20 protein-coding genes are annotated in these 17,375 nt (G+C 71.1%); 14 read left to right on the top strand and 6 right to left on the bottom strand.

Annotated elements, in window-relative coordinates; genetic code table 11:
* Window positions 1–791: 791 nt before the first annotated feature.
* From AB0I91_RS02595 to truA, 10 genes are all read left to right on the top strand, one after another.
* The gene (locus AB0I91_RS02595) at window positions 792–1,253 is read left to right on the top strand and encodes a DUF1707 SHOCT-like domain-containing protein (RefSeq protein ID WP_498776567.1); all 462 of its coding nucleotides are present in this window, start codon (window positions 792–794) and stop codon (window positions 1,251–1,253) included.
* A 41-nt stretch (window positions 1,254–1,294) separates the two neighbouring features.
* Window positions 1,295–1,702, top strand: coding sequence for a DUF1707 SHOCT-like domain-containing protein (locus tag AB0I91_RS02590; protein ID WP_498776569.1), 408 nt, complete (start codon window positions 1,295–1,297; stop codon window positions 1,700–1,702).
* Window positions 1,703–1,862: 160 nt separating this feature from the next.
* Window positions 1,863–2,084 (top strand): translation initiation factor IF-1, encoded by a 222-nt coding sequence (infA, locus tag AB0I91_RS02585; protein WP_005166804.1) that lies wholly within the window; start codon window positions 1,863–1,865, stop codon window positions 2,082–2,084.
* 53 nt (window positions 2,085–2,137) lie between these two features.
* Window positions 2,138–2,251: a 50S ribosomal protein L36 gene (gene rpmJ, locus AB0I91_RS02580; protein WP_010148647.1), complete on the top strand. Its 114-nt coding sequence runs from the start codon at window positions 2,138–2,140 to the stop codon at window positions 2,249–2,251.
* Window positions 2,252–2,473: 222 nt separating this feature from the next.
* The gene (rpsM, locus tag AB0I91_RS02575; RefSeq protein ID WP_230566497.1) at window positions 2,474–2,854 is read left to right on the top strand and encodes a 30S ribosomal protein S13; all 381 of its coding nucleotides are present in this window, start codon (window positions 2,474–2,476) and stop codon (window positions 2,852–2,854) included.
* A gap of 43 nt (window positions 2,855–2,897) precedes the next feature.
* Window positions 2,898–3,305, top strand: a complete 408-nt coding sequence (gene rpsK / locus AB0I91_RS02570; protein ID WP_033436732.1) for a 30S ribosomal protein S11 — start codon at window positions 2,898–2,900, stop codon at window positions 3,303–3,305.
* Window positions 3,306–3,328: 23 nt separating this feature from the next.
* Window positions 3,329–3,934, top strand: coding sequence for a 30S ribosomal protein S4 (gene rpsD / locus AB0I91_RS02565; RefSeq protein ID WP_053718426.1), 606 nt, complete (start codon window positions 3,329–3,331; stop codon window positions 3,932–3,934).
* A 142-nt stretch (window positions 3,935–4,076) separates the two neighbouring features.
* Window positions 4,077–5,129: a DNA-directed RNA polymerase subunit alpha gene (locus tag AB0I91_RS02560; protein WP_123745287.1), complete on the top strand. Its 1,053-nt coding sequence runs from the start codon at window positions 4,077–4,079 to the stop codon at window positions 5,127–5,129.
* A gap of 58 nt (window positions 5,130–5,187) precedes the next feature.
* Window positions 5,188–5,772, top strand: a complete 585-nt coding sequence (gene rplQ, locus AB0I91_RS02555; RefSeq protein ID WP_498776573.1) for a 50S ribosomal protein L17 — start codon at window positions 5,188–5,190, stop codon at window positions 5,770–5,772.
* Between the two features lie 59 nt (window positions 5,773–5,831).
* On the top strand, window positions 5,832–6,647 hold the full coding sequence (truA, locus tag AB0I91_RS02550; RefSeq protein ID WP_498776575.1) for a tRNA pseudouridine(38-40) synthase TruA: 816 nt from the start codon (window positions 5,832–5,834) through the stop codon (window positions 6,645–6,647).
* Here truA and AB0I91_RS02545 read toward each other — a convergent pair.
* The gene (locus AB0I91_RS02545; RefSeq protein WP_499634915.1) at window positions 6,613–7,551 is read right to left on the bottom strand and encodes a lysylphosphatidylglycerol synthase domain-containing protein; all 939 of its coding nucleotides are present in this window, start codon (window positions 7,549–7,551) and stop codon (window positions 6,613–6,615) included. The genes truA and AB0I91_RS02545 overlap by 35 nt on opposite strands.
* Window positions 7,548–8,285, bottom strand: coding sequence for a PIG-L deacetylase family protein (locus AB0I91_RS02540; protein ID WP_498776579.1), 738 nt, complete (start codon window positions 8,283–8,285; stop codon window positions 7,548–7,550). Before AB0I91_RS02540 ends, AB0I91_RS02545 begins: the two co-directional genes overlap by 4 nt.
* 49 nt (window positions 8,286–8,334) lie before the next feature.
* Here AB0I91_RS02540 and AB0I91_RS02535 point away from each other — a divergent pair, with 49 nt between their 5' ends.
* A complete protein-coding gene (locus AB0I91_RS02535) occupies window positions 8,335–9,402 on the top strand; it encodes a glycosyltransferase family 4 protein (RefSeq protein ID WP_499611613.1) in 1,068 nt (355 codons plus the stop codon).
* Window positions 9,403–9,405: 3 nt separating this feature from the next.
* Here AB0I91_RS02535 and AB0I91_RS02530 read toward each other — a convergent pair whose 3' ends face one another.
* The 4 genes from AB0I91_RS02530 to eccE form a co-directional block, all read right to left on the bottom strand.
* The gene (locus AB0I91_RS02530) at window positions 9,406–10,005 is read right to left on the bottom strand and encodes a Uma2 family endonuclease (RefSeq protein WP_499635327.1); all 600 of its coding nucleotides are present in this window, start codon (window positions 10,003–10,005) and stop codon (window positions 9,406–9,408) included.
* A gap of 148 nt (window positions 10,006–10,153) precedes the next feature.
* A complete protein-coding gene (locus AB0I91_RS02525; RefSeq protein WP_498786887.1) occupies window positions 10,154–11,716 on the bottom strand; it encodes a S8 family peptidase in 1,563 nt (520 codons plus the stop codon).
* A 247-nt stretch (window positions 11,717–11,963) separates the two neighbouring features.
* A complete protein-coding gene (locus AB0I91_RS02520; RefSeq protein WP_238598838.1) occupies window positions 11,964–12,617 on the bottom strand; it encodes a hypothetical protein in 654 nt (217 codons plus the stop codon).
* 65 nt (window positions 12,618–12,682) lie between these two features.
* A complete protein-coding gene (eccE, locus tag AB0I91_RS02515; protein ID WP_498786888.1) occupies window positions 12,683–14,020 on the bottom strand; it encodes a type VII secretion protein EccE in 1,338 nt (445 codons plus the stop codon).
* 130 nt (window positions 14,021–14,150) lie between these two features.
* Here eccE and eccB point away from each other — a divergent pair, with 130 nt between their 5' ends.
* The 3 genes from eccB to AB0I91_RS02500 all read left to right on the top strand — a co-directional run bounded on the left by eccB (window position 14,151) and on the right by AB0I91_RS02500 (window position 17,290).
* Window positions 14,151–15,791 (top strand): type VII secretion protein EccB, encoded by a 1,641-nt coding sequence (gene eccB, locus AB0I91_RS02510; protein WP_498786889.1) that lies wholly within the window; start codon window positions 14,151–14,153, stop codon window positions 15,789–15,791.
* A gap of 72 nt (window positions 15,792–15,863) precedes the next feature.
* Complete coding sequence (locus AB0I91_RS02505) at window positions 15,864–16,220, top strand: hypothetical protein (protein WP_498786890.1); 357 nt, start codon at window positions 15,864–15,866, stop codon at window positions 16,218–16,220.
* Window positions 16,220–17,290 (top strand): WXG100 family type VII secretion target, encoded by a 1,071-nt coding sequence (locus tag AB0I91_RS02500; protein ID WP_499634911.1) that lies wholly within the window; start codon window positions 16,220–16,222, stop codon window positions 17,288–17,290. The genes AB0I91_RS02505 and AB0I91_RS02500 overlap by 1 nt, the downstream gene beginning before the upstream one ends.
* Window positions 17,291–17,375 lie beyond the last annotated feature (85 nt).

The following is a 17,375-nucleotide window of genomic DNA, read 5'->3' as shown; positions in this document are numbered from 1 at the left end:
GCGTTCGAGGGGGCGGGGCTTAAGAGCTCCGGAAAGATCAAAGCCTTAAGAGCATGTCCTCGCCGGACGGGCAGATCAGCAGGATGACGGCCCGTTCGGTGGTTCTGCGCCGGGTCCGTTGTGGGTCCGGGTTTCGTGTCATCCCACCGACCTCCCTCCGGGCTACCACACGCGTCAAGGGGGCGGTTCCGGCCTAGTGTTTCCTGTTGGGTGGGGATGTGCCCCCTTGACACGTGCGGTAGGGCTCTGCCAGGTCGGCGGGATGACACGAAGCCCTCCTTTGGGAGGAAGGGCGTGTCAGTGGCCCGGGAGGGGCGGGCCCGGAGCGGGTTGTGTGGGTCGCGCGTCGTTATGGGCTCGGTGCCGGTTTTCGCTTTCCCAAGCGAGGGGTTCGTGTCATCCCGCCGACCTGGCTTTGCCCTACCGCGCGTGTCAAGGGGGCTGTGCGTCCTTTGCCTGGTCGTTCACTGATGGCTGCCCCTTGATACGTGTGGTAGCCCGGAGGGAGGTCGGTGGGATGACACGGAGCCCGGACCAACAACGGACCCGGAACAGGATCGCTGAACGAGGGGTCATCCTGCTGATCTGCCCGTCCGGCGAGGACGCTTTTGATCTTTGAAGGTCGGCGACTTCGAGGCTCCGATCCCGGAGGTCCGTCCGTCACCAGGCACCACCCACCAGACACCACCCACCAGGCACGGGCGCCACACCCAGCGGATCTACCGTTCGGCGGCAGGCAAACGGGGGCTAGCCCCCTGTTCCGACCAAGGACTCCCCGTCACGATTGACGGGTGACCCAGCCTGTGCGGCCCGAGGACATGCGGGCCTCCGACGCCGAGCGCGAACTGGTCCAGCAGTGGCTGCACCGCGCGCACGCCAACGGCAGCCTCGACCTCGCCGAGTTCGACGCCAGGGTGGTGCGCACCTGGGAGGCCAAGACCAGGGGTGAGCTGGCAGCCCTCACCGTCGACCTGCCGAACGTGGTGCACGCGCCCACCCAGTCACCCACCCCGGGCGTGCTGCCCACCCCGTTGCTGCCGACACCCAAACCGGTTAAAACGGGAGGTGGGCGCAAGGCGTTGAAGGTGCTCGGCACGATCTGGCTGAGCGTCAGCGTGCTGAACTTCGCCCTCTGGCTGCTCGTCAGCCTCCTGGGCGGCGAGGGCTTCGTGCACCCGTGGTTCCTCTGGGTGGCCGTGCCGCCGGGAGCCGTGCTCGGGGTCCTCTGGTGGAGCACGGACCCTCAACGGTAACGTTGTTACAATTGGGTCGGCGGACCAGGGGAGGCGGCGACGTGAACGAGGCGTTCGAGTCATTCACCCGGGCTGCGGACCACGACCGCGCGACGGTCGCCGAGGAGCTGTCCCGGGCCCACGCCGAGGGCAGGCTGACCCTGGCCGAGTTCGACGAGCGCACCCGCGCCGTCTACCAGGCCCGCACGTACGCCGAGCTCGGAGCGCTGACGGCGGACCTGCCGCGCGACGCGCTCCACGCGCCACAGCCGGTGCGCGGCCGATCGGGCACGGCGGCTAAGGTGATGACAGGCGCCTGGTTCGTCGCGAGCGCCGTCAACTTCCTCATCTGGGGCATCATCAGCCTCTCCCTGGGCGAGGCCCTCCACCCCTGGTGGATCTGGGTCGCCGGACCGTGGGGCCTGGTCCTGCTGGCCGGTCACCTGGCCCGATTTGGGCGTTCGAGCTGACCCGCGTACTATGGACAGGTGGCGCACACGTCGCGCCGGTTCCGCCATGCCCGGGGATTCTCCCCCGGAGGTGGCCAGGGTTCGCAAGGGCCTGGAGGAGTCGGGGTGCCGCGTGCCCGCACTCCAGAAGTAACACCCACCGTCACGAAACGCGGAGGACATGGGCAAGAAGGACGGGGCCATTGAGGTCGAGGGCCGCGTAGTCGAGCCGCTCCCCAACGCGATGTTCCGCGTCGAGTTGGAGAACGGTCACAAGGTCCTGGCACACATCAGCGGCAAGATGCGTCAGCACTACATCCGCATCCTCCCTGAGGACCGGGTTGTCGTGGAGCTCTCGCCCTACGACCTGTCCCGCGGGCGCATCGTCTACCGCTACAAGTGACCTCCGGCGCGCCCCAGCACGGGCGCGTCGGCTGACGCAGGAGAAGCTCAGGCGTGAAGGTCCAGCCGAGCGTCAAGAAGATCTGCGACAAGTGCAAGGTGATCCGCCGCCACGGCCGGGTCATGGTGATCTGCGAGAACCTGCGCCACAAGCAGCGCCAGGGCTGAGCGGAGCACGACCAGCACGAGTCGAGTCTTCACCGGACGCGACCACGAGTAAGCCTCCTCGCACCTGCCGCGCATCGAGCACCACGCGCGGCACACCCCCGGACTCCAGGCCGGGGCCGGGACACCGGTCGCGAGAGCGACCGGAACTGACACAGCGAGTCAGTCCCGGGATCGGGCGAGGAGCAGACCTGGAGCGACACCACTGTTAGGAGCAAGCGCCGTATGGCACGACTCGCTGGCGTCGACCTCCCCCGCGAAAAGCGGTTGGAGATCGCGCTCACCTACATCTTCGGCATCGGTCGGACGCGCTCGAAGGAGCTGCTGACCGCCACCGAGATCTCCCCGGACATCCGGGTGAAGGACCTCGGTGACGACGACCTGGCGAAGCTGCGGGACTACATCGAGAACCACTTCAAGGTCGAGGGTGACCTCCGCCGCGAGGTTCAGGCCGACATCCGCCGGAAGATGGAAATCGGCTGCTACGAGGGGCTGCGCCACCGTCGCAACCTGCCCGTCCGCGGGCAGCGCACCAAGACGAACGCGCGCACTCGTAAGGGTCCGAAGAAGACCGTCGCCGGCAAGAAGAAGGCCGGAAAGAAGTAAGACCTCGCGTCTTCAGCTCTGACAAGTAGGAGTTCACCCAGACATGCCACCCAAGTCCCGCACGGGCGCCGGGGTCAAGAAGGTCCGGCGCAAGGAAAAGAAGAACGTCTCGCACGGCCAGGCGCACATCAAGAGCACGTTCAACAACACCATCGTGTCCATCACGGACCCGATGGGCAACGTGATCAGCTGGGCGTCCGCCGGCCACGTGGGCTTCAAGGGCTCGCGCAAGTCGACGCCGTTCGCCGCGCAGATGGCCGCCGAGAACGCCGCCCGCAAGGCCGCCGAGCACGGCATGCGCAAGGTGGACGTGTTCGTGAAGGGCCCCGGCTCCGGCCGGGAGACCGCGATCCGTTCGCTGCAGGCCGCTGGCCTCGAGGTCGGCACCATCCAGGACGTGACCCCGCAGCCCCACAACGGCTGCCGCCCGCCCAAGCGGCGCCGGGTCTGAGGCACGGGGAGGAGTAAGACAACATGGCTCGCTATACCGGACCGGCCACTCGCATCTCGCGCCGTCTCAAGGTCGACCTCGTCGGCGGGGACCAGGCGTTCGAGCGTCGTCCTTACCCGCCCGGCCAGCACGGCCGCGGTCGGATCAAGGAGTCCGAGTACCTGCTGCAGTTGCAGGAGAAGCAGAAGGCCCGCTACACGTACGGCGTCCTGGAGAAGCAGTTCCGGCGCTACTACGAGGAAGCGGTTCGCCGCCCCGGCAAGACCGGTGAGAACCTGCTGCAGATCCTGGAGTCCCGGCTCGACAACGTGGTGTACCGCGCGGGTCTCGCGCGCACCCGTCGTCAGGCCCGCCAGCTGGTCAGCCACGGTCACTTCATCGTGAACGGCCAGAAGGTCAACATCCCGAGCTTCCGGGTGTCGAAGTTCGACATCATCGACGTGAAGCCGAAGTCGCTGCCCACGCTGCCCTTCGAGGCCGCGCGCGCTTCCTTCGGCGACCGGCCGATCCCGGCGTGGCTCCAGGTCGTGCAGTCCAACCTGCGCATCCTGGTCCACCAGCTGCCGGAGCGGGCGCAGATCGACACGCCCGTCACCGAGCAGCTCATCGTCGAGCTCTACTCGAAGTGATCCTCCTGGAGGGGCCGTCCGCGGCCCCTCCAGTCGGGTCCCGCGGCGGCACGGAATGGTGTGCCGCATGCGTTTGCCGGTCTCCGCGACCGGCTTCCACGACGTCAAATAGCGGGCGTCGGGGTTAGAAGGGAAGAACCCAGTGCTGATTTCCCAGCGTCCCTCGCTCAGCGAGGAAGCGGTCAACGAGACCCGCTCCCGGTTCGTCATCGAGCCGCTGGAGCCGGGCTTCGGCTACACCCTCGGCAACTCGATTCGCCGCACCCTGCTGTCGTCCATCCCCGGCGCGGCCGTGACCAGCATCCGCATCGACGGTGTGCTGCACGAGTTCACGACCGTCCCCGGTGTGAAGGAAGACGTCACCGACATCATCCTCAACCTCAAGGAGCTGGTCGTCAGCTCCGAGGAGGACGAGCCGGTGACCATGTACCTGCGCAAGCAGGGGCCGGGCGCGGTGACCGCGGGCGACATCGTGCCTCCGGCCGGTGTCACCGTGCACAACCCCGACCTGCACATCGCCACCCTGAACGGCAAGGGCAAGCTGGAGATCGAGCTCGTGGTCGAGCGCGGTCGCGGCTACGTCCCCGCCGTGCAGAACAAGCAGGCCGGCGCCGAGATCGGCCGCATTCCGGTCGACTCGATCTACTCGCCCGTCATGAAGGTGACCTACAAGGTCGAGGCCACCCGTGTCGAGCAGCGGACCGACTTCGACAAGCTGATCCTCGACGTCGAGACCAAGCCGTCCATCACGCCGCGCGACGCCGTCGCGTCGGCCGGTAAGACGCTGGTCGAGCTGTTCGGCCTCGCTCGCGAGCTGAACGTCGACGCCGAGGGCATCGAGATCGGCCCCTCGCCCGCCGAGGCGGACACCATCGCGGCGTTCGCGATGCCGATCGAGGACCTGGACCTCACCGTCCGGTCCTACAACTGCCTCAAGCGCGAGGGCATCCACACCGTGGGCGAGCTCGTCTCGCGCAGCGAGGCGGACCTGCTGGACATCCGCAACTTCGGCGCCAAGTCGATCGACGAGGTCAAGATGAAGCTCGTCGGTCTCGGCCTGGCGCTGAAGGACAGCCCCCCCGGGTTCGACCCGTCGGCCGCCGCGTCCGACTACCCCGCCGAAGGCTGGGGCACGGACACCGCCGTGGACACCCACGACGACGGCCAGGACTACGCGGAGACCGAGCAGCTCTGAGGTCGCTTAGCGGCCGGGCCGGAGCAGAGGATCAGAAAGAAATCCGAGGAGCAATTCGATGCCCACCCCCACCAAGGGACCCCGTCTCGGGGGCTCGCCGGCCCACGAGCGGCTGATGCTGGCCAACCTGGCCACGTCCCTGTTCACCCACGGTCGGATCACGACCACCGAGGCCAAGGCGAAGCGGCTGCGCCCGTACGCCGAGAAGCTGATCAGCAAGGCGAAGGTCGGTGACCTGCACAACCGTCGCGAGATCCTCAAGGTGATCCGCGACAAGGACATCGTGCACAAGCTGTTCGCCGAGATCGGCCCGCAGTTCGCCGACCGCCCCGGTGGCTACACCCGCATCACCAAGACGATGCCGCGCAAGGGCGACAACGCGCCCATGGCCGTCATCGAACTGGTCGCGGAGAAGACCGTCACCTCCGAGGCGGAGCGCGCCCGCAAGACCAAGTTCGCGAAGGACGAGGCCCCGAAGGCCGCGGCCGTCGAGACCGAGGTCGAGGACGTGCAGGACCAGGACGCCGAGGCGCCCGAGTCCGCCACGAAGGACGCCGCCGAGGAGCCCGCCGAGGGCGCCGACGACGCTTCCGCCGAGGCGAAGGCCGACGACAAGGCCGAGGACAAGAAGGACGAGTCCTGACGGACGCGCACTTCACCGACGAGCCCGTCGTTCCCGCTGGGGACGACGGGCTCGTTCGTGTGCGACTGGACCTGGCCTACGACGGCACGGAGTTCTCCGGGTGGGCGCGCCAGCCCGACCGCCGCACGGTGTGCGGCGTGCTGGAGGACACCATGTCGACGGTGCTGCGCGAGGACGTGCAGCTGACCGTGGCCGGCCGCACGGACGCGGGCGTGCACGCCTCGGGGCAGGTGGCGCACGTCGACCTGCCGGCCGCGGTGGACGTCGCGGGCCTGCCGAAGCGCCTGGCCCGCGCCCTGCCCGCGGACGTCCGGGTGTTCTCCGCACGGGTGGTGCCCGCCGAGTTCGACGCGCGGTTCGCCGCGTTGCGCCGGCACTACGAGTACCGGGTCACCGACGCACCCTTCGGGGCGCACCCGTTGCGGCGGCTGGACACGCTGGCCTGGCCGCGCCCGCTTGACCTGGACGCGCTGAACGCCGCCTCGCGGCTGCTGCTGGGCGAACGGGACTTCTGCGCGTTCTGCAAGCGCCGTGAGGGCGCGACGACGATCCGCGAGCTGCAACGCCTGGAGTGGGTGCGGGAGGGCGCCGTGCTGACCGCGCACGTGTCCGCGGACGCGTTCTGCCACTCGATGGTGCGCAGCCTGGTCGGCGCGCTGCTGGCCGTCGGCGAGGGCCGCAAGCCGGTGGGCTGGCCCGCGTCGCTGCTGTCGCTGACCGCGCGGTCGAGCGAGGTCACGGTCGCGCCGCCGCACGGGCTGTCGCTGGTCCGGGTCGACTACCCGGCCGACGACGAGCTCGCCGCGCGGGCCGCCGTCACCCGCAACGTGCGCTCCGCGGTCACCGCGCCCGAGCCCGGCGCGCCGACCAGCTGAGCCAGGCGGCGCCGCCCAGCGGTATCTCCGCCAGGTACGTGAAGAACGCGAACAGCAGCACGCCCGCGACGGCCGGCGCGGCGGGCGTGCCCAGGCCGACCAGCAGCGCGATGGTGCCGTTCTCGGTGACGCCGACACCACCGGGCGTGACCACGGCCAGCGTGAGCAGCCTGCTCACCGCGAACGCCGCCACCGCCGGCCCGAGTGCGAGGTGGACGCCCGCGGCGGCCAGGCACCACCACAGCAGGACGCCTTGGAGCAGCAGGTAGGCGAGCATGCCCAGGGTCATCCGCCGCCAGCCGTTGCGGACGACCTGGCCGGTCTGCCGGCGCAGCCGCAGCAGGAACCGGGCGGCCCGGCCGCCGAGGAGCCGGCAGAGCCACCGCAGCCGCAGCAGCACGACCACGGCCGCCACCAGCCCTCCGGCCGCCGCCACCGCCGCGATCAGCACGCCGTCACCGAAGACGATCGCGCCCTGCACGGCCAGCGCGAGGAGCGGCAGGGCGGCCCGGGACACCGCGTTCCACAGTCCGCTGACGAGCGCCGACGCGGTGATCGCCCGCGCGCAGTGGCCCCAGCTCGACGCCATCACCGCCGTCACCGCCACCCCGGCCGCCCCGCCGAACGGCAGCACGTTGCTGATCGCGCTGCCCGCCGCGTTGAGGCTGAACGCCTGGGTGTTGCGCAGGCCGGGCAGGGAGCCGGTGAGGACGTAGGTGTAGGCCCAGAGGCCGGCCAGCCACAACGTCGTCAGCCAGAGCGCGGTGCCGGGTCCGACGGCGCGCAGCTGCGCGCCGACCGCCGACCACGCCACGTCGCCCACGGCGGGCACGAGCGCGACCACCAGCCACGCCGCCAGGCCGAGCGACGCCAGCGACGCGGCGGTGCGCGACCAGCGGTTCACCGTGCCCGCAACCGTTTGCGCTCGACGTACCACTCGGTGCCCAGGACCACCTTGAACAGCGGCGGCGGCAGTTTCAGCAGCGCGGCGAGGGTGCGGGTCGAGTCGCCGCCGGTCCTCTGCGTGGCGTGCGCGGCCATGGCGGCCCGCTTCACGTGCGCGTACCGCCGGACGTCCACCGAGTGGGTGATCTCGGTGCGGGCGGTGTAGGCCTGCTCGAACGGGGTCAGGTCGAACCCGCGGACCAGCCGGGCGAGCCGGAGGCCGCGCAGCAGCCACGTGCGGTCGACCGTCGCCTCCCAGACGCGGGGCGTGCCGGCGAGCTCGGCGGCCAGCGTGCCGACCCGGTGCACCTGGACGTGGTCGGGGTGCCCGTAGCCGCCGTGCGGGTCGTACGCGGTGAGCAGGTCGGCGTGTTCCTCGTGCAGCAGTTCGGCCAGCCGCTCGGCGGCCTCGCCCACGTCGGCGCGGGCGAACCCGTGCCGCCCGTCCAGGCCGGAGTCCGGGTAGCCGAGGAACTCCACGCGCGCGCAGCCGAGCGCGCGGGCCGACGCGTGCGCCTCCCGGGTGCGGACGGCGCCGAGGTCGGACCGGTGCGCGCTCAGGCCCCGTTCACCGGCGGTGGCGACGACCAGCACGACGCGGTGCCCCTCCTGCGCGAGGCGCGCCATCGTGCCGCCGGTCAGCAGGGCTTCGTCGTCGGGGTGGGCGTGGAAGAAGACGCACGTTCGGCTCACGGGTGCAAGAGTGTCAGTTGGTCCGTTCGGCGGCTTGACGGGAGCGCACTTGTCCATCATCCACGTGACCGACTGCTTCCTGCCGCGCCTGGGCGGGATCGAGGTCCAAGTCGCCGGACTGGCCGCGGAGCAGGCCCGCTCCGGTGAGGACGTGCACGTGGTGACGGCGACCAGGAACGCGTCGCCGGGTGAGCGGTACTCGGTGCGCCGGATCGCGGTGCGGCTGCCGTGGGACGTGCCCGTGCACCCGCGGGCGGGGTCGCACCTGGACCGGGTGATCGCCTCGCTGTCGCCGTCGCTGGTGCACGTGCACGTCGGCGCGATCTCGCCGTTCGCGTGGTCGGGGGTGCGGTCGGCGGCGCGACTGGGACTGCCGACGGTGGTCGTGGTGCACAGCATGTGGGACCCGGTGGTGCAGTGGTGCTACCGGGCGCTGGACCGGCTGGCGTCGTGGAGTGCCGCGCCGGTGGCGGTGGCGGCGGTGAGCCGTGCGGCGGCGGGGCGGGTGCGCGCGGTCGTGCCGGGGCTGCCGGTGGGGGTGGTGCCGAACGGGATCGTGCCGTCGGCGTGGCGGGGGATACCGCGGCAGCGGCGGGACGACGCGGTGCACGTGGTGTCGGTGGGTCGGCTCGCGGCGCGGAAGGAGCCGATGGCGTTGCTGCGGGCGTTGCGGGCGGTCTCGGCCGACGTGCCGCTGCGGGCGACGCTGGCCGGCGCGGGGCCGGAGATGGCCGTCCTGCGGCGGTACGTCGAGCGGCACGGGATGGGGTGGGTGAGCCTGCCGGGGCGGCTCGACCGGCAGGGGGTGGCGCACCTGCTGGCCGGTGCGGACGTGTTCGTGAACCCGGCGTCGCAGGAGGCGTTCGGGCTGGCGGCGCTGGAGGCGCGGACCGCGGGGGTGCCGGTGGTGGCGCGGCCGGGGACGGGGGTGGCGGACTTCGTGCGCGACGGGGTGGAGGGGGTGCTGACGCACGACCTGGCGGCGGGGATCACGCGCCTGGTGAACGACCGGGAGGAACGCCTGCGGATCGCGGCGCACAACCGGACCACGGAGCCGACCCACTGCACGTGGCCGCGGGTGCTGGAGGCTTTGCGGTCGTGCGCGGCGCGGGTGTGAGGGTCAGAAGACCAGGTCTGCCAGGTCGAGCGTGACCGGGACCGGCGCGGCGGTGATGGTCGTGGGTCCGGCGGACTTCACGGTGTTCTCCGCCAGATAGCGGTCGCCGTGCAGCCGGTGTGCGGTCAGTTCCAGGCCGGGGTCGTTCCCCTTGCGGCTGATGGTCCAGACGAACGGCACGCCGGCGGCGGCGTAGGCGATCATCTTCGCCTCCCGTTCGTTGCGGGTGTTGCCCGGAGACCAGACCTCGACCGCGAGGACCAGCGCCTCGGCGGGGAACGAAGCGCCGGCCGGGATCCTGTCCATGATCACCACGTCCGGGATGAGGCCGGTGCGCAGGGTGGAGGAGATCTTCACTCCTACCCCCACCACCGCGTAGAGATCGGTTCGGCCGGCAGCGGAGATCGAATCCTCGAACGGCCGGATCAGCCGGTAGGTGGCGACCTGGTGTTCACCGGAAGGTGGGGGATTCACGTGGAAGTGTCCAAAGATCAGCTCGACGCTCGACCCGTCCTCCGGGGAGGGCAGGTCGAGCCATTCCTCGATGGTGTGCGGGCCGATCATCGGGTTCGGCAGGACTTCTTCCTTCAGCGCTGCGGACATGGCTTCCAACCTCCACGATCGACTCGATCATGACCCTGGCACAGTCCCACTGGGGCGACACCGTCCCTGATCAGGTGAAACGCGAAGCGGCCCCTCACCGGCGGAAGTGGTGAGGGGCCGCTGTGGTGCGACTGGACCGGGTGACCGCTTACAGGTCGAGGGTCCAGCTGTCGATGTAGCCGGTGTCCTGGCTGTACGCGTCACGCACGCGCAGCTGCCAGGTGCCGTTGGCGTTCTCCGCCGACAGGTTCACCGTGTACGTGGCGTCGACGTTGTCCGCGCTGTCCGAACCGGACTGCACCTTCAGCTGCTTGACCGCGCCGCTCGGCGTGATCAGGTCGACCACGACGTCACCCCGGTAGGTGTGCTTGATGTGCACCTCGACGGTGGCCGACGTGCCGGCCTTGCCCGCGCAGTCCGTCACCGAGATCGGGCTGGACGCGGTGCCCAGGTCCGGCACGGCCACGTCGGTCGCGTTGGTCTTGGCCGCGCAGCCGCCGGGCGGCGGGGTGGTCGAGCCGACCAGGCGCAGCAGCTTGTTCGGCGAGCCGGTGCCCGCGTTGCCGACCACGCCGTTCGTCGCGCCGTTGACCAGGGCGTCGCGCACCTGCGCCGGCGTGGCGGTCGGGTTCGCGGCCAGGTAGACGGCCGCCGCGCCGACCACGTGCGGCGTCGCCATGGACGTGCCGCTGATGGTGTTGGTGGCGGTGTCGTTGGTGTACCAAGCCGACGTGATGGACGAGCCCGGCGCGAAGATGTCCAGGCAGGTGCCGATGTTGGAGAACGACGACCGGGCGTCGGTGTTGGTCGTGGAGCCGACCGTGATGCCCTCCAGGGTGCGCGCCGGCGTCACGTTGCACGCGTTCGCGCCGTTCTCGTTGCCCGCCGCGAGGCCGTAGGTCACGCCCGACGCGATGGAGTTGCGCACGGCCTGGTCGACCGTGGCGTCCGCGCCGCCGCCGAGCGACATGTTCGCGACCGCCGGCTTGACCGCGTTCGCCGTCACCCAGTCGATGCCCGCGATGACGCCCGCGTACGTGCCGGAGCCCGCGCAGTTCAGCACCCGGACGCCGACCAGCTTGGCCTTCTTCGCCACGCCGTACTTCGTGCCGCCGACGGTGCCCGCGACGTGCGTGCCGTGGCCGTTGCAGTCGGTGGCGTCGGCGTCGTTGTCGACGGTGTCGCGACCGGACACGGCGCGGCCGCCGAAGTCGCTGTGCGAGAACCGGATGCCCGTGTCGATGATGTAGGCGGTGACGCCCTCACCCTCGTTCGGGTAGGTGTAGGAGTTGTCCAGCGGCAACGCGGCCTGGTCGATCCGGTCCAGGCCCCACGACGGGGTCGGCGCCTGCGTGGCGGAGATCTTCACCTCGCCGTCCTGCTGCACGTAGGACACCGACGGGTCGGCGGCCAGCCTGCGGGCCTGCAGCTCGGTCATGGTGGCCGAGAAGCCGCGCAGCGCGTTCGTGTACGTGTGCTTGACGTTCGCCCGGTACTTGTCGCTCAACGTGGCGACGCTGCTCGTGCTCGCGTCCTTCAGCACGACGATGTAGCTGTCCTTGACCGCGTTGGGCGCGGCGAGCCCGATGATCTCGCCCTCCGCGGCGGCGGAGGTGAAGGTGGTCAGTGCGGCCGTGACCGCGAACGCCGTGCCCGTGGCCAGCCCGACACCGGCCAACCGTTTCGTCCAGGACGCGCGAACGTCTCCCATGGCAGGGGGTCTCCTCTTCGCAGGGTGGGTGTCCGGTCGGCGTCGCCCCCGAGACCGAACGGACACGGTGAGTCGTTCCTAGTTCGCCTTGCGGGTGGGGCGCAAGAATTTGCCCGGAATAACCGACGAACGGCTCGTACACAGTTTTATTCGTGCTGTGAACGAATCGTTGCGGTGGGTGACTGGACCCCGGACAGAAAACATGCCCCCGGGCAATCGCCTAGGGGCACGCGAGGTGGCGCGAGGGTCAGTCGCCGCGCCGGACCGCACCGAGGATCTGCTGCTCACCGGGGGTGGTGACCAGCCGCAACGGCCGCCAGAGGTTGGTGCCGAGCGCGATCACCTGGTCGTCCTTGAGCGTGGTGAGCTGGTGCGCCATCTGCGGCGGCAGCCGCCAGATCTGGGACGCCAACTGGGCCTGCCCGACCGGCAGCCGTTGCAGCAGCACGAGGTCCGCGGAATTCGCGGTGGTCGCCGCCTGGGGGTGCAAATACGGCAGGACGTACATCGTGGTCTGCCACGGCGAGCGCGGCGGGAACAACTCCTGCGGCACGTGGCCGCCGTCGTGCACGACGAGCAGCGGGCTGTCCTCCGACGGGCGCGGCAGCTCCACCGGGCTCAGCCTGCGCAGCTGCACCAGCGGCGAGGGACGGCCGTCCGCGCCCGCGCCCGCCGCGCGCACCACCGGCTGCCAGGCCGCCGGGCGGCCCGTCGCGATGGTGATCCACGCGCCGGTCGCCATCGCCCGCAACGCGATCTGCCGCGCCAGGTACAGCCCGCCGACCACGACCATGCGCGTCGGCGCGGACCGCAGCACCGAGATCGTCAGCGGCTCGCCCTGCAACCCGGAGCCGAGCACCATGCCGCCGCGGTCGCCCGACGGGCTCACCACGTCCAGCATCTGCGGCGACACCAGGAACTCCGGCGCCACGCCCTTGCTCTGCGAGTCCAGCAAGCGGGAGTTGCTCACGCCACACCTCCGAGCGGCAGCGTCGCGGCCAGCCCGGCGACCTGCAGGCCGTTCAACGGGGTCAGCGTGATGTCGAGCTTGTCGGCCAGCGCCTTGAGCCGGTCGTCGGCGCGGTTCAGCTCGGTCGGCGTCCGCGCGCTCACCCGCACCATGCCGCGCAGGCCGACCTGGCCCTGCTCGCTGCTCGGCGAGATCGTCATGGACAGCGTCGAGGACAGGGCCCGCACGCCGGTCAGCGCGTTCAGGTTGTTGCGCATGCCCTTGGACGGCCAGCCGGTGATCGCGTAGCTGGCGTGGCCGACGCCACCCGCCGTCACACCGGACCACTTCTCCCGCAACGACACCGAGTTGTTCGACCCGGCCACCGAGGTCAGCTCGGCCGCCGAGATGCCCGCCCGGATCAGCTCGTCGGGGTCCAGTGGCCGGATCGACACACCCGTCGACTCCAACGCGTTGCGCACGCGGGACAGCGCGCCGATCAACGCCCGGTGCGCGCCGACGACGCCGCCGCCGCGTTCCCGGATCGCCGCCGCGCACCGCCGCGGGTCGAGCCGCACCGCGATCCACGTGGTCCGCCGGGCCGCCGCGGGCAGCGGGCCGAGCACCTCCATGTACGAGTTGAGCGCGGGCGAGTTCGTCGGCAGCGCCGCGCTGCCCGGGTAGCAGTGCCAGATCACCGAGATCGCGTCGAGCACCACACCGCGGTCCTCCAACGTCGGCGCGAGCGCGCCCAGCGGCAACGACGGCGCGCTGCCCACCGCGGTGATCAGCCCCGGCGCCGGGTCGACCAGCAGCACGGCGGTCCACGCGCCCTGGTGCCAGGCCATGCCGAGCGGACGGCGCTCGTGGTCGACACCCCGGGCCACCACCAGGTCCGGCACCGCGAGGCGCAGCAACGCCACCCGCGGGTCGTCCGGGCCGATGACCGAGGACTCCTCCTCCGACGGCGGCTTCATCTCCACCGGGCCGGTGCGCTTGGCCGTGCGGCCGTGCGAGCGGAAGCTGTAGCGCACGACCAGGCCGATCCACTGGGTCAGCCAGCGACCCCGCGACCTGGTGAACGCGATGATCAACGCGATCAGCACGATGCCGCCCGCGACGTACATCGGCACGGGCGCGACCTCGTCGCCGGTGGCGCCGACGGCCAGCAGGATCAGGCCGACGGCGACGCCGACCTCGAGCACAACCAGGTTGGCGACCGGCAGGGAGCCCAGGCTCGCGCCCGCCGTGCGGCGGCGCGCCCGGAGCAGTGCGGCGCGCACGGCGCCGCCCGCTGCCTGCGCGCGCGCCATGGCGGGGTTGGGCTGGCCCGGATGTGGGGTGGTCACGGACATCCGCTCTGGTTCTCTTTCCGTCGGCGTGCGCCGGGTGGGACCGACCGGGTCTGACCAACCCGCACACGGACCACCCGCCGTCCGGCTATCGTGCAGACCGTACCGCGACTGGGAGAGCAGCGAGCCGAGAATGGCATCAACACCCACCACCAAGTCACAGGTCCAGGCCTACCGCTTCGTGCTGCGCAGGATGCAGTCCGCCCTAGTGCGCAGGGACGCGGTGATGCTGCACGACCCGATGCGCACGCACTCGCGTGCCACCGCGGTGGGCGTCCTGCTCGGCGTCATCGGACTGCTCGGCTTCCTCATCTTCGGCTTCTTCTCGCCGGACCCGCAGGTCGACGACCAGACGCAGATCGCCATCTCCAAGGAGACGGGCCAGGTCTACGTCGTGCACACGGTCGGCGTGAACAAGACGCTGATCCCGATGACGAACCTCGCGTCCGCGCGGCTGTTGCTGCTGCAGCGGTCCAACCCGGACACGGGCCAGGCGGCGGTCGCGGGCGGTGACGCGGCGGCGGGTCAGGTGAACGCCGGGCCGCAGGTCGCGGGCGGCGAACCGAAGCTGGTCAGCGAGAAGGCCCTGGCGAAGCTGCCCAAGGGCCGGTTGACCGGCATCCCCGACGGGCCGGACGTGCTGCCCAAGCCCGCCGACCGGATCGGGTCGGACTGGTCGGTCTGCGACACGTTGACGTTGGACGAGTCGCTGAACGACCCGTCGGCGCCGGGCAAGTTCACCACCACCGTCCTCGCGGGGTACAGCGGCGGCGGCGAGTTGCTCGACGACAACCGCGCCCTGCTGGTGCGCGCGGGCACCGACGACAAGCAGGCGTACCTGATCTACAAGGCGCCGGTGAACTCCAAGATCACCTCGACGTCCACCGTGCGCGCCAAGGTCGACCTCACCAACGCCGAGGTCCGCACCGCGCTGAACCTGAGCCAGAAGAAGCCGCGCGCGATCAGCACCGGCCTGCTCAACGCGATCCCCGAGGCGAAGCCGCTGGTGGCGCCCGACATCCCGGGCCGCGGCCAGAACGTGACCTACGTCCAGGGCGAGAACCTGAAGATCGGCGCCGTGATCGAGGTCCGCCGCTCCGGCGCGGACTCCGAGTTCCACGTGGCGCTCAAGGACGGCCTGCAGAAGATCAGCCGGGCCGCGGCCGACCTGCTGCGCGCGGCCTACGCGCAGGGCGCCGAGCCGAAGCTGGTGGACATCGCGCGGACCAACAGCGCGCCGACCGTCGAGCAGCTCGACTTCGCCGACTACCCGCCGGACGTGCCCGAGGTCCTGGACCCGAACCAGAACAACCGGGTGATCTGCCTCGGCTGGCAGGCGCAGAACGTGACCTCGGACAACAAGTCCCAGCACACCAAGGTGACCTTCGCGCCGTCGCTGCCGATCCCGTCGAACGTGGTGCCGGTGGAGATCAACCAGGTCGGCGCGACCCGCGAGGTCGTGAGCCAGTTCGTGATGGCGCCGGGCAAGTCGGCCGTGGTGCGCAGCGCGACGTCCACCCAGGACTTCGACAGCGGCCCGATCCACCTGGTCACCGGCCGCGGTGTGAAGTACGGCATCCCGGACGTCACCACCAGCGGCGCGCTCGGCCTGGGCGTGGACGGGTTCGCGCCCGGTCCGGAGTCGATCCTGCGGCTGCTGCCCAACGGGCCGCAGCTCAACCGCAACGACGCCTCGCGCAGCTGGGACGCGATCCAGGTGCCGAAGGACAACGGCCTGCTGCCCGAGGAGAAGGCCAAGAAGCAGGGCGGCTGAGCCCGTAATGCTGAGCCCTTTGGGGGAACCGGCGTGGGCCGGTTCCCGTCAGAGGGTGCAGGAGGTGTCCGGGTGAACGAGGTCACACGCGGGCCGGCGGGCGGGCGGCAGGTTTCGGTCGACCCGCGCTGGCTGGAGCTGTACGCGAAGCGCGTCGAAGAGGCGGCCGAGGAGCTGACCCGCGCGCGGTCCGAGCTGCGGGAGGCGCCGATGCGCCCCCAGAGCTTCGGCGAGCTGGGGCGGACGCTGCGCAGCGCGGAGGCGTACGGCCGGGCCGCCGGGCTGCTCAACCAGCAGCTCGACCGGGCGTGCGAGGTGCTGACGTCGGCGGCGAAGGGCCTGCACGACGTGGCCGAGCACTACGGCGCCCAGGATGACGACGCGGTGGCGTTGATCAAGGCGGTCGACCGGCGGGCGGGGTTGGGCTGATGCGGGGCAAGGACGGCAAGCAGATCGCCGCCGAGGTCGGGCCGGAGCTGGACTACCTGTCGGGGATCAGCAGGCGGCTCGGCGTGCGCGACCTCGTGGCGGACTACTTCGCGCCCGTGCTGGGCGACTGGAACGACCTGAACGAGGAGGCCGAGCGCTGGCGCAAGGCCGGGCTCGTCGCCGAGCACGTGACGCGCGACCTGACCAAGCCGCTGGGCAAGCTGGACTCGGCGTGGCAGGGCAAGGACGCGGACGCGTTCGTGGACCACATGCAGAAGGTCGGCCTGGCCGGGCACGACATGTCCGACGCGATGCACGCGATGGGCGAGGCGCTGGACCAGACCGCCGAGGGCATCCGCGGGATCGTGGAGGACATGTCCCGGGTGTTCGCCGAGGCGGCCGACGCGGTGTCCGGCGCTGCGGCGTTGCCGGTGGACGGCGACCGCCGCGTGGTGGAGGCGCTGGACGAGCTGCACGACCCGGCGAAGGAGCTGCACGAGTCGGTGCGGGACGTGCTGGAGGCGTTCCTGCGGCTGTGCGACGGCGTGTCCGGTTCGGACGATTTCGCCGACGTGAAGATGGAGCACAAGTACCCGGAGCAGAACTGGTCGTTCACCGCGCCCGCGAAGCCGGTGGCGCCGGAGCCGCCGGCCGCGCCGCCCGCCGAGACGAAGCCGGCCGCGTCCGGCGGTGGGTCCGGTGGCGGCGTGCCGGGTGGCGGCGGTGGTGGTGTGCCCGGTGGCGGCGGCGGTGTGCCCGGTGGTGGTGGTGCGATCCCCGGCGGTGAGTCGCCGGAGCGGATGCAGCCTGGTGGGTCGACGGGTGTGTCCGAGCCGCGCCCCACGGAGGCCGGCCCGCGTCCGGCGGCCGCCGCGGCGGCGGGTGGTCCGTCCGGTCCGGCGACGGGCGGCGCGGGGATGATGGGCGGCGGGATGATGGGCGGCATGGGCGCCGGCGGGCAGCAGGGCGGCGACAAGGAGCACAAGTCGAAGGTCCAGCTGGCCGGCTCGACCGAGCAGGTCTTCGGCAAGCCCAAGAAGTCCGCCCCGCCGGTGCTCGGCGAGTCTTAATGACCCGTGTCAAGTGGCTGTGGGCGCTGGTGTGGCGGAACTTGTCGTTGTGAACGGCCGGTTGTCGCGCAACAGTGCCCACAGC

The organism is Actinosynnema sp. NPDC049800 (genome assembly GCF_040656635.1).
Taxonomy (GTDB): Bacteria; Actinomycetota; Actinomycetes; order Mycobacteriales; family Pseudonocardiaceae; genus Actinosynnema.
The sequence above is the reverse complement of the archived record's forward strand: the minus strand, read 5'-3'. Positions and strand labels throughout refer to the sequence as shown.